The sequence below is a fragment of the Pectobacterium betavasculorum genome, assembly GCF_000749845.1.
Classification (GTDB): domain Bacteria; phylum Pseudomonadota; class Gammaproteobacteria; order Enterobacterales; family Enterobacteriaceae; genus Pectobacterium; species Pectobacterium betavasculorum.
Genome location: NZ_JQHM01000002.1, coordinates 497329 through 509521 on the forward strand (window position 1 = coordinate 497329; position 12193 = coordinate 509521).

Consider the following 12193-nt stretch of genomic DNA (forward strand, 5'->3'; position numbering starts at 1 on the left):
TGAATGATATTTACAACGTTACGCCACTCTTAAATATGGCTAATTCACGGAAGTCGTTTACTTCATTCTTCGTCCGTTTACCGTCGGTAATCTCTACAATCAGCTCCACAAACTGACTCAGCAGTTCATCCATCGGCATATCGTGGATCAGACGCCCCGCATCGAAATCAATCCAGTGCGGTTTCTTCTTCGCCAGCTCACTGTTGGTCGCCAGTTTTACGGTAGGGACAAATCCGCCGTAAGGTGTGCCGCGCCCGGTACTGAACAGCACCATATGACAACCCGCGCCCGCCAGTGCGCTGGTTGCAACAGCATCATTCCCCGGCGCGCTGAGCAAGTTAAGCCCAGGAGTGTGTAAGCGCTCACCATATTTCAGCACGTCCACCACCTTGCTCTGCCCCGCTTTTTGCGTACAGCCGAGTGATTTTTCTTCCAGCGTAGTGATCCCGCCCGCCTTGTTACCCGGCGATGGGTTCTCATAAATCGGCTGGTTGTGCGCGATGAAGTACTGTTTGAAGTCATTCACCATGTGCACGGTTTTCTCAAACGTGGCTTCATCACGGCAGCGGCTCATCAGAATACGTTCCGCACCGAACATTTCCGGTACTTCGGTCAGCACGGTGGTGCCGCCGTTGGCGATCAGATAGTCGGAGAAACGGCCTAACAGCGGGTTGGCGGTAATACCAGACAGCCCATCGGAACCGCCGCATTCCAAGCCAAACTTCAGTTCACTCAGCTTACCCGGCTCGCGTTTGTCATGGCGCATCGTTTCATACAACGTATGCAGCCGCTCCAGGCCGGCTTCAACCTCATCGTCCTGCTGCTGACATACCATGAACGTGACGCGGTCAGAATCAAAATCACCCAGCGTCGTGCGGAATGCATCAACCTGATTGTTCTCACATCCCAGACCGATCACCAGTACGGCACCGGCATTCGGGTGACGCACCATGTTTTGCAGCATTGTACGGGTATTCTCGTGATCCTGACCGAGCTGTGAACAGCCGAAGGTATGGCTAAACAGGTAAACGCCGTCGATACCTTCAGCATCATTGGTTTCTTTCAGGAAACGCTGCTGAATCTGGCGAGCAATCCCATTCACGCAGCCGACGGTTGGCAGGATCCACAGTTCATTACGGATACCGACATCGCCATTTTTGCGGCGATAAAGCTGCACGTCCCGATCGCCCATCTGTGGCGGCAGTTCGAGAAATTCAGGCTGGTACTGGTATTCATCCAGATCGCTCAGATTGGTTTTCGCATTCTGGGAGTGAATATGTTCTCCAGGCGCAATAGACACCAATGCATGGCCGATCGGCAGGCCATACTTGGTAATCATTTCTCCCGGTGCGATGGTTTCTAGCGCGAACTTGTGTCCGCGCACGACAGGTTGCTGAAGTGTCACCGTATGGCTATCCACCGACACCGTTTCGCCTTGCTCAACATCACGCAAGGCGACAGCCACATTGTCCAGAGAATGAATTTTTATAATACTTTGCATGGATAACCCTTCTTGCTGATTAGCAATAACCTTCCACGGCAGCGCGCATGCCGCGCTCAACAATGGTTTGCAACTGTTCTGTCACCTGCGCAGCCAGGCCAGGAACCTGCGTTAAATCCTGTTCCCAGTGGTCTGCATCGCGCAGTACTACATTCACTAGCTCAGCCAGGCTGACGGTGTTTTCTTTCACGCCCGCCCACAGTGTGGAATAACGCTCCAGCCAGTGTGCGTCATCCTGCAACGGATAGGTTTGTAACGCATCGCCTTCACCGCTGCGCTCGCCGCGATAGAATGCAATCAGAGCCGCCAGCGCAAACGTCAAGCGCGCTGGCAGTTCACCGTGACGCTCACGGTAGGTCAGCAGTTGCGGCAGAATGCGGGTGCGGAATTTGGTCATGCCATTCAGCGAGATAGACAACAGTTGATGCTGAATGAACGGGTTGCGGAAGCGGCTTAGCACAGCCTGAGCAAACGAGGTCAGCTCGTCATGCGGTAAATCCAATACTGGCACAATCTCTTCGGCAATGGTCTTTTCCACAAATTTGCCAATCAGGGCATCATTCATCGATTCGCCAACGGTATCCAGACCCGCCAGAAACGCGACCGGCACCAGCGCGGTATGGGCACCGTTGAGAATTGCCACTTTGCGTTCTTTATATGGCTTGATGTCATCAACGATACGCACGTTCAGATCCAGCTTGTTCAGGCGTAATTCTTCTGCCAGCCACTGCGGGCCCTGAATCACGAATAGATAGAAGTGTTCCGCCGTATCCCAGAAGGTATCCTGATAGCCCATTTCCTGCTGTAGCGCCTCAACTTCGGCACGCGGGTAACCGGTGACAATACGGTCAACCAGCGTCGAGCAGAACGTGTTGTGATCGTTCAGCCAGGCGGTAAACGTTGGCGTCAGTTCCCACTGCGCGGCATAGCGCAGCACCAGCACCTTCAGCGCCACACCGTTGTAATCAATCAGTTCGCACGGCAGCAGAACCCAACCTTTATCCGCCGCGCCGTCAAAATGACAGAAGCGCTCATACAGCAGACGGGTTAATTTCGCTGGGAAACTGACAGGTGGAGCATCGCTCAGACGGTCATCTGCGTGATAGCTGATACCGGCTTCGGTGGTATTAGAGAAAACGAAGCGAATGTTTGGATCGTGCGCCAGAGCCAGATATTCATCGAACTGACGGTATACATTGATTTCACGGTTTACCGAACGGATCAGACGCGGTTCGCGAACCGCTTCACCCCGCTCGTTCAGGCCACGGATAATGGTGGTGTACAAACCATCCTGAGTGTCCAGCGTCGGTGGGAAATCAGAATCGATCGGGCGAACCACGACAATGCCCGCATCCAGATCGGTGTGCTCATTCAGCAAATCCAACTGCCAATCGACAAAAGCACGCAGGAAGTTGCCTTCACCAAACTGAATAACGCGATCCGGGTGTTGACGGCCGGGGAAGTTACGACGATTTAACGTTTGCATTAACAGGCTACCTCAGGACGAATCTCACATTCAGGGCACGACCGATAAACCGTCATCCTTGCCCTCTTATTCATATTCACCAGCATCAAATAATCACAGATGCCGACGACAAAAGACCGGACATCAAGAGACGCGACGTAAACCGGTTGGGGGATCTTACTGCCGTGCCTCTCGCGCAATTCACACCGTACGATGCGGCGGAATTACAGCTCGATGGCAAAATAGTTTTTAGCGTTATCGAAACTGATGTTTTTCACCATTTCGCCCAGCAACGGCAGATCTGCTGGCGCTTCGCCATCTTCCACCCAGCGGCCAATCATCTGGCACAGAATGCGGCGGAAGTATTCATGACGGGTATAAGACAGGAAGCTACGGCTATCGGTCAGCATGCCGACAAAGCGGCTCAGCAAACCAAGCTGCGCGAGCTGGGTCATCTGGCGTTGCATACCATCTTTCTGATCGTTGAACCACCAACCGGAGCCGAACTGCATCTTGCCCGGCATCCCTTCGCCCTGGAAGTTACCGATCATCGTGCCGAGCACTTCGTTATCGCGCGGATTCAGGCAATAAAGGATGGTTTTCGGCAGTAGATTTTCTTCATTCTGCTTGCTGAGCAGACGAGACAGTTCCTGAGCCAGCGGACGGTCATTGATGGAGTCAAAGCCCACATCCGGCCCCAGCAGCTTGAACTGACGCAGGTTATTGTTGCGTAGTGCGCCAATGTGATACTGCTGAACCCAACCGCGACGCGCATATTCCGCTCCCAGCCAAACCAGAACACCGGTCTTGAACTGTGCCACTTCATGTTCGCTCAGCGTTTCGCCAGAAAGACGACGCGCCAGAATCTTGTCCAACGTTGCGTCATCCGCTTCGGCGAACAGCACCACATCCAGCGCGTGGTCGGACACTTTACAGCCATGCGCAGTGAAGTGGTCCAGCCGCTTGGTCAGCGCCGTTTGCAGATCGCTGAAGCGACGAATGTCGGTGTCAGAGACTTCACCCAGCTTCGCCATATAGTCGTTAAAGGTTGCCAACTCAATGTTGAACGCTTTATCTGGGCGCCAGCTCGGCAACACTTTGATAGAAAAACTGGAATCCTGAGCAACGGCTTTATGGTGGCGCAGATCGTCAATCGGATCGTCTGTCGTACCGACCATTTTCACGTTCATCTGCTGCATGATGCCGCGCGCAGTAAAGTCATCACGTTCCAGCATGGCATTACAGCGATCCCAGATGTCTTTTGCTGTGCCCGGCGACAGCAGTGTGCCAGTCACGCCGAACGGACGGCGCAGCTCTAGATGTGTCCAGTGGTAAAGCGGGTTGCCGATGGTGTGCGGCACGGTAGCAGCCCAGGCTTCAAATTTTTCCCAGTCGCTGGCATCGCCCGTACACAAGCGCTCAGGCACGCCGTTGGTACGCATCGCACGCCACTTGTAGTGATCGCCTTTCAACCAGATGTCATACAAATTTTTGAAGCGATAGTTTTCCGCAATCTGTTCAGGCGGTAAATGACAGTGGTAGTCAAAGATAGGCTGGTCGACGGCATACTCATGATAAAGGCGACGGGAGAATTCAGTATCTAACAGAAAATCTTCACTCAGAAACTGGGGCATGTTTTCTTCCTTACCGTGCTTCTTGTGCACCAAATAGGTTGGTCGTTAAAAGATATCACACCAATTATGCGTGATATCTCACAGCATTTGTGAGGTCACGATCGCAAAAATGTAACAATCAGTACAATAAGTCAGCATTCATAGCTCTGTACGGCTGAATTTTCTCTGTTTGAATGAAGAACCCACTATTCCCTATAAAAGCAATGGCTTTATGATATCACTCAACTTTAAAAGATGTATGACAAATAATCATGGCACTGCCTCATTTCCTGGCTGAGTTTGACTGGGGAACCTTCAACGCATGGATCCCACTGTTCATGTTTAAAGCCTATAGCTTTAACCTGAAAGAAATTGCCATGTTCGCCTGGATGCCAATGTTGTTCGCCGATATCGGCTGCATTTTGGGTGGCTATCTGCCGATGCTGTTCCAGAAACATTTCAAAGTTAACCTGATCGTTTCCCATAAGCTGGTTGTCACCATGGGCGCGGTACTAATGATTGCTCTCGGTATGATCGGGCTGTTCTCCAGTCCTTATGTCGCCATCGCATTGCTGTGCGTCGATGGTTGCGCACACCGGTCGCTGCCGCGGCTGAATCATTGAAAGAAGCTAACCCGCACTGATAGTTCCTGCATTATTCTGACTCATCCAGTATGATCTGATACCGGGTGAGCCACCTCCCCGGTAACACATTGTAATAACTGTGACCACAACATTGGTTGCTGCTATGATTAAGTGGTATAACAAATCATCCCTCAAAGATTAACGAGATAGACACTCAGGCCCAGACGTGGCACATGGACCGCCATCTATCGAGAGTAGACATCATCATGGCACTCACTGAACCCCGACGGCTATACCAGCAGTTAGCCGCAGAATTAAAACAGCGTATCGAAAGCGGTATGTATCAGGTCGGCGAAAAATTACCGGCGGAGCGTTATATTTCTGAAGAAATGAACGTTAGCCGCACCGTGGTACGTGAAGCCATCATCATGCTGGAGGTCGAAGGTTACGTTGAAGTCCGCAAGGGTTCAGGCATCCACGTTATTTCCAACCAGCAGAAGAACCCGTTTATCAATAGCGGTGACATTGAGTTCGTCGCAGCAGGTCCGTTTGAGCTGCTTCAGGCACGCCAGCTTATTGAAAGCAATATTGCGGAATTTGCAGCAACGCAAGTGACCCGTCAGGACATCATCCAACTGATGGAAATTCAGGAATATGCGCGTCAGGAAGATCGTTTCCGTGATTCTCAGTGGGATCTCAAATTTCACGTTCAGGTCGCGCTCGCAACACAGAACTCAGCAATGGCAACTATCGTCGAGAAAATGTGGAGCCAACGAATTCACAATCCCTACTGGCGCAAACTGCATGAGCACATTGACGACAAGTCGATTGAAAGCTGGTGTGAAGAGCACGATCGCATCCTTAAGGCGCTGATTCGCAAAGATCCTTACGCTGCAAAGCTGGCAATGTGGCAACATCTGGAAAACACCAAACAGATGCTGTTTCGCGCCACGACGGACGATTTCGAATTTAACGTCGATCGCTATATGTTCGCCGAAAACCCGGTCGTTCATCTCGATCAAATACACACAGGCAAGTCCTAAGATGTCAATCTTCCCCCCTCGTTTTGAGCGAGGAGGGAAATTTTGAATCTGAGAGAAAAAGTCAGAAAACGTTGATTTCTGTCAGCGAGTGTAAAATATCGCAGAAACCCCAATTCTTCTTCGAAAAATCCCCCGAAACCGCCCCAGTTGTCGTAATATTTTTCTGTCTCAGAAACACCTATTTTGTTACAGTTAACGCGTCTTTCTTACGCTTAATCCGCCGCTTTGGATCTAAAGTCTGCCAAGACCAAACAATCCCCAAGCTGCCTGTTTATCGATTCGCAGCGAAAAACGAGCATCAAGTCAGACACCAGCGTCATTATCAGGCGGAAAAAACAGAGATCATCAAAAAATCACAATCCTGTGCCCTGATATCCCCTTAATAACGTGAAGTATGAGGGGTATAAAACTGTATTCACTCTTGTCATGTCTAGAAGCGTGATTGTCGCCAAGGCTAAAATGTAAGCAGTATTAGGAATACCGGATGGAATTAATCAAAGAACTGTTAAACGCACTCTGGCATCAGGATTTCGATATTTTAGCCGACCCAAAGCTGGTGTGGACCATCTACATATTGCTGTTTCTGATCATCTTTCTGGAAAATGGCCTGCTCCCCGCCGCTTTCTTACCTGGCGATAGCCTGCTCATTTTGGTCGGCGTCCTCGTCGCCAAAGGCACGATGAATTATCCTTTTACGATATTTTTACTGACGACAGCCGCCAGCCTCGGCTGCTGGGCCAGCTATGTTCAAGGTAAATGGCTTGGCAATACGGGTGTGGTTCAGGGCTGGCTTTCACATTTGCCTGCACACTATCACCAACGCGCCCACCAACTCTTCCACCGTCACGGTCTGTCCGCGCTTTTAGTTGGCCGCTTTCTGGCTTTTGTGCGAACTCTGTTACCCACTATTGCAGGCTTATCAGGTCTGAATAACGTACGCTTTCAGTTCTTTAACTGGATTAGCGGGTTCCTGTGGGTGTTTATTCTGGTTACGCTGGGCTTCGCCTTAGGCAAAACGACGGTCTTCATGAAGTATGAAGACGAACTGATGTTCTTCCTCATGATGCTGCCGTTGGCGCTACTGTTTATCGGTCTGTTCGGATCGCTCTTTGTACTGTGGCGTAAAAAACGCGATGCTAACGCAAATAATGCAGAAAAAGGGAGCTAACTGTGTCAATCCGATGGTTATTCTCTACGTTATCCCGCAAAAAAGTAGGCCGCATACTGTTATTGCTTGCTCTGCCCATTATCGTATTGACGCAGTCCCAGTCGCCACGTCATTCCCAAGACGATGCTATGCTACACATCAAGCCATATGGTGGAGCCGCATTGCCCGACGGCTTTTACGTGTATCAGCGTCTTAATGAAAAAGGGATTGCGATCAAAAGCATTACGCCAGAGCAAGATAGCCTGATCGTCCGTCTTGCTTCGCCAGAACAGAGCATCGCTGCCAGAGACGTGCTGCGTTTATCTCTGCCTAAATTCACGATTACCGCACAGCAGGCGACAAACCCTGCACCTTTTTGGCAGCAGAAACTGACACAAAAACAATCCAAACTGGGGTGACGAATATGAAACTGTCTCCAACTGTTATCGTACTATCTGTCCTTTTTTCCGGTCATGCTCTTGCGAATACCGCCAGCCAGGTGGAAACCTGTCAGCAGAAAGCGCAGGATATTCAGCGCCAAATCGATGAAGCACACAAGCACGGTAACCAGAACCGAATCAGTGGATTAGAAAAGGCGCTGGACGGCGTAAAAAATCATTGTACGGATGCCGGGCTGGCAGAGAAACGTCAGGAAGCCGTTGCTGAAAAACGTAAAGAAGTCGCTGAACGTCAGCAGGAATTGAGCGAAAGCCGTAAGAAAGGGGATGACGCAGAGAAGATCCTCAAGCGAGAAAGAAAGCTGGCTGAAGCCGAGCAAGAATTGCGCGCAGCGGAAAATGGCACGTCGCAATAGACTATCATCACACTGCACCTGGAAAACATTGTTCCTACGAAATACACGACATCTGTTTATTTTATGAACAAAAAGTAAATCACTAAAATTTACAGCGGGTTATCAGAATTGTCCCTATCGATTTAGGGCGGCATAAATTTTAGCTTCAGCTATAGTTAACATTCAGGTTTAAAATATGAAGGGTTATTAATATGGCTAAAGATCAAAATTCTGAGTACCTACGCGCCGAATTGAAATCACTGGCGGATACGCTGGAAGAAGTATTAAGTACCTCTAGCGATAAATCTAAAGCAGAACTCGACAAGCTACGCAATAAGGCAGAAAGCGCACTGAAAGAAACGCGCAGCCGTCTGAGCGAGACGGGTGAACGCATCGCATCCCACACCAAAGAAGCGGTTGAATCTGCGGACGACTATGTGCGCCAGAACCCGTGGACTGGTGTCGGTATTGGCGCAGCAGTCGGCGTCGTGCTTGGCGTCCTGTTGTCTCGTCGCTAATTAGCGGAATGTTATGACGGATAAATCACAACGAGGCCCCGCTAGCGGGGTCATAGGCTCTGCCCAACGCATCCTTACCATTGTCGTCAAGATGGTCGAAAGCCGTTTGCGTCTGGCCATAATTGAGTTAGAGGAAGAAAAAGCAAACCTCATTCAGTTGCTTCTTTTGGTCGGGCTGACACTGCTTTTCACCATGTTTGGCATCATGAGTCTGGTTGCGCTGATCGTCTGGGGTATCGACCCTCAGTACCGTCTTTATACGCTGGGTTGCATCACCGCTACATTATTAGGGCTGGCGCTGATAGGTGGTATATGGACTCTCGTGAAGGTACGTCGTTCTACCTTGCTAAAAGCGACGCGCAAGGAGCTGGCGACCGACAGAGCGCTGCTAGAGGACGATCCCAAATGAACCAACGTCAGCAGCGAGACAGAGAAAAAGCCCAGCTACTGCGCCGGATACAGCAGCAGCGGCTGGACTTATCGGCAGGCAAGAAACACTGGCTGGATGCCACTGCCCGTTACGATCGCGGCTGGCAAAGTCTGATGCAGTGGCGTAAATATTGGATCGTTGGCTCCAGCCTCATAGCGCTATATGGGGTGCGTCATCCCAGCCGCATGATTCGCTGGGGACGCCGTTTTGTCGGGCTGTGGGGAACATTCAGGCTCGTCCGCAAAACATTTGATCAACGTCCGTAATCCCTTCTATTACATCGATTATCAGCCTTTCCTGTACGACACTTTTCGTCTCACTTTGCCTAACGCGCTCTCATAAATACAGCGCGTTCTTATGCATTTAACCAAACATCAATTTTTCTGAAATAAAACAACAATTATACTCGCTGGCAGCGCAAATCATCTCTCTATACTATCTGCCCATAACCTGATGGCAGGCAAAGTTTTCAGACAACACATGCCACAACAAACAAAACAGGGCGACATAGCCCACAACAAAATTAATTGGAGAGATGATGAAAAATTTAGAAAGCACTGCACTGCTGGTTGCTCGTATCTTAATGCCGATTCTGTTTATCGTTGCAGGTTACGGCAAGCTGGGCGATGCCTATGCGGGCACACAACAGTACATGCAGGCGATGGGCGTACCGACCTTCCTGCTGCCGCTGACCATTCTACTGGAGCTGGGTGGGGGTCTGGCGGTTCTGTTCGGACTGCTGACTCGTACCGTCGCACTGTTCACTGCTGGCTTTACGCTGCTGACTGCACTGCTTTTCCACTCTAACTTTGCTGAAGGCATGAACCAACTGATGTTCATGAAAAACCTGACCATCGCGGGTGGCTACCTCCTGCTAGCTGTTACTGGTCCAGGCGCATTCAGCATCGACCGTCTGCTGGGCAAAAAGTGGTAAGACAGACCTTATCCAGCCTGTACTACACTTAATAGTTGAATAGCAAATACACTCAATAGCGGCGGCAAGCATTCAAGGCTTGCCGTCGTTTTATCATCATTCACTAACGGGAGGATTTATGGGACAACTGGTTGACGGCGTATGGCACGATACCTGGTATGAAACCAAATCTACCGGCGGTCACTTTAAGCGTTCAGAATCGGTATTTCGCAACTGGGTAACACCCGATGGAGCCCCTGGCCTCACCGGCAAAGGCGGCTTTCCCGCTCAGTCTGGCCGTTATCATCTCTATGTTTCTCTCGCCTGCCCGTGGGCACATCGCACGCTGTTAATGCGGCAGTTGAAAGGGTTAGAGGATCACATCGCCGTTTCGGTGGTTCACCCACTCATGCTCGATCACGGCTGGACGTTCGGTACCGATTTTGAGGCCGCAACGGGTGATTCACTCTATCAGCATGAATTCCTCTATCAACTCTATCTGCACGCCAAATCAGACTATAGCGGTCGGGTAACCGTACCCGTCCTGTGGGACACCGAGCAACACACTATTGTCAGTAACGAATCCGCCGATATCATCCGCATGCTGAACAGCGCGTTTGATGGCGTAGGTGCAATAGCGGGAGATTACTACCCTGAAGCACTACGTACTCAGATTGACGAATTGAACAGCTGGATTTACGACAAGGTCAACAACGGTGTTTACAAAGCCGGTTTTGCGACGACTCAGTCAGCCTATGATGAATCTGCAACCACCGTTTTCGCCGCGTTATCCGATTTGGAAACTATACTGGCAAAGCAGCGTTACCTGACTGGCGAACAGTTAACCGAGGCCGACCTGCGGCTGTGGACGACATTGATCCGTTTTGATCCGGTCTATCACACGCATTTTAAGTGCGATAAATATCGTCTGAGCGATTATCCGAATCTGTTCGGTTTTCTGCGTGATATTTATCAGATGCCCGGCATCGCCGATACCGTCGATATGGCGCATATTCGTCACCACTACTATCGTAGCCACGGTACGATTAATCCGCACGGCGTGATTTCGCTGGGTCCAGAGCAAGATCTGAATCAACCTCACCACCGTGATAAGACGTTTGTCGATTTATACTAAGGTTTTTTCGATTTACGCTTAAAGCATGAAATGCTGAGGCAGGGGCAAGGTGTGACTCCACACCTTGCCGCAAAAAAGTGCGGGATTTAGGGTTGGTTCAGTAGCTTGGGAATTTCACGCAGGAACCAGGATTTCGCCTCGCCCATGCTGTCGCGCCGCCACGCCATAATAATCTGACTTTCCATCTGGTGCTCTGGCCCAATCACCAGTAAGCGCCCTTCGGCAATATCTTGCGCCACCATCGGATAAGGCATGGTCGCGACACCTAATCCAGCCAGCAACGCACGCCGTTTATCATCCAGTGAACTCACCGTCAGACGCTGCTGTTTATCCAACAGTTGTACTGTTAGCACCGGACGCTCACGCGCGGTGTCCGCCATGGCAATCCCACGATATTTCACACGAGTCGCATCCGACAGCGGTTCGGGCTCTTGGTGAATGGGGTGTTCCGGGCTGGCAACATAAACGTTATTCATCGTGTACAGTTTGCGCGTATTCATTTCGGAAGACGCCCGAAAATGCATGTCCGGCGCAATCACGATATCAGCGCGCCCTTGCTCAAGACGCTCCCACGCCCCCGCCAGCACTTCCGTCAGGATGGATACCTGCGTGTTCGCCTTGAGCGCCAGTTTATCGATTAATGGGAAAATCCGCTGAGTCGGAATCAGGGCTTCTGTCACAATCGTCAGGTGTGTTTCCCAACCGCGTGCCAGCGCTTCTGCATCCGTAGTGAGTTTATCTGCGGCTTCCAGCAGGATGCGTCCACGTTCCAGCAGCATTCGTCCGACATTCGTGAATTTAGTACGATGTCCGGAACGATCGAACAACACGACATCAAGCTCTTCTTCCAGTTTCTGCATGGTGTAGCTCAGTGCCGAAGGCACCCTACCCAACTCATCTGCCGCAGCGGCAAAGCTACCACGACGATCGATCGCATCCATCACCCTCAAGGCTTCCAGCGTCAATGCTCGTTCTCTCGCCATCTTCGTACTCATTCAGGAATTTTGAATATACCGACCAGATTAACTAGCTAACAATCCAACGTCCACAC

Annotated in this window: 13 protein-coding genes and 1 pseudogene; 10 read left to right on the forward strand and 4 right to left on the reverse strand. The window is 50.7% G+C overall.

The window, feature by feature from the left end:
• Positions 1–10 precede the first annotated feature (10 nt).
• The 3 genes from KP22_RS09770 to uxaC form a co-directional block, all read right to left on the reverse strand.
• Positions 11–1501 (reverse strand): UxaA family hydrolase, encoded by a 1491-nt coding sequence (locus tag KP22_RS09770; protein WP_039303073.1) that lies wholly within the window; start codon positions 1499–1501, stop codon positions 11–13.
• A gap of 19 nt (positions 1502–1520) precedes the next feature.
• The gene (locus KP22_RS09775; RefSeq protein ID WP_039323941.1) at positions 1521–2987 is read right to left on the reverse strand and encodes a tagaturonate reductase; all 1467 of its coding nucleotides are present in this window, start codon (positions 2985–2987) and stop codon (positions 1521–1523) included.
• A gap of 203 nt (positions 2988–3190) precedes the next feature.
• A complete protein-coding gene (gene uxaC / locus KP22_RS09780) occupies positions 3191–4600 on the reverse strand; it encodes a glucuronate isomerase (RefSeq protein WP_039323942.1) in 1410 nt (469 codons plus the stop codon).
• Positions 4601–4851: 251 nt separating this feature from the next.
• Between uxaC and KP22_RS09785 the strand changes: the two are divergent.
• From KP22_RS09785 to KP22_RS09830, 10 genes and pseudogenes are all read left to right on the forward strand, one after another.
• Positions 4852–5184: pseudogene (locus KP22_RS09785) on the forward strand (MFS transporter); the annotation flags it as partial.
• Positions 5185–5429: 245 nt separating this feature from the next.
• On the forward strand, positions 5430–6206 hold the full coding sequence (gene exuR, locus KP22_RS09790; RefSeq protein WP_039303063.1) for a transcriptional regulator ExuR: 777 nt from the start codon (positions 5430–5432) through the stop codon (positions 6204–6206).
• Between the two features lie 484 nt (positions 6207–6690).
• On the forward strand, positions 6691–7374 hold the full coding sequence (locus KP22_RS09795) for a DedA family protein (RefSeq protein WP_039303060.1): 684 nt from the start codon (positions 6691–6693) through the stop codon (positions 7372–7374).
• A 2-nt stretch (positions 7375–7376) separates the two neighbouring features.
• Positions 7377–7772: an EnvZ/OmpR regulon moderator MzrA gene (gene mzrA, locus KP22_RS09800; RefSeq protein ID WP_039323944.1), complete on the forward strand. Its 396-nt coding sequence runs from the start codon at positions 7377–7379 to the stop codon at positions 7770–7772.
• Positions 7773–7777: 5 nt separating this feature from the next.
• Positions 7778–8167 (forward strand): DUF1090 domain-containing protein, encoded by a 390-nt coding sequence (locus KP22_RS09805; RefSeq protein WP_039323945.1) that lies wholly within the window; start codon positions 7778–7780, stop codon positions 8165–8167.
• 191 nt (positions 8168–8358) lie between these two features.
• Positions 8359–8664, forward strand: a complete 306-nt coding sequence (locus KP22_RS09810; RefSeq protein WP_039303053.1) for an ElaB/YgaM/YqjD family protein — start codon at positions 8359–8361, stop codon at positions 8662–8664.
• A gap of 13 nt (positions 8665–8677) precedes the next feature.
• Positions 8678–9073: a phage holin family protein gene (locus KP22_RS09815; RefSeq protein ID WP_039303051.1), complete on the forward strand. Its 396-nt coding sequence runs from the start codon at positions 8678–8680 to the stop codon at positions 9071–9073.
• Entirely contained in the window at positions 9070–9360 is a 291-nt protein-coding gene (locus tag KP22_RS09820) for a YqjK-like family protein (RefSeq protein WP_039323946.1), read from the forward strand. Before KP22_RS09815 ends, KP22_RS09820 begins: the two co-directional genes overlap by 4 nt.
• A 272-nt stretch (positions 9361–9632) precedes the next feature.
• Entirely contained in the window at positions 9633–10028 is a 396-nt protein-coding gene (locus KP22_RS09825; protein ID WP_012822487.1) for a DoxX family protein, read from the forward strand.
• 118 nt (positions 10029–10146) lie between these two features.
• Positions 10147–11142 (forward strand): glutathione S-transferase family protein, encoded by a 996-nt coding sequence (locus tag KP22_RS09830; RefSeq protein WP_039323947.1) that lies wholly within the window; start codon positions 10147–10149, stop codon positions 11140–11142.
• Positions 11143–11228: 86 nt separating this feature from the next.
• Here the strand turns inward: KP22_RS09830 and KP22_RS09835 are convergent, their stop codons facing one another.
• Complete coding sequence (locus KP22_RS09835; RefSeq protein WP_039303041.1) at positions 11229–12125, reverse strand: LysR family transcriptional regulator; 897 nt, start codon at positions 12123–12125, stop codon at positions 11229–11231.
• Positions 12126–12193: the final 68 nt, after the last annotated feature.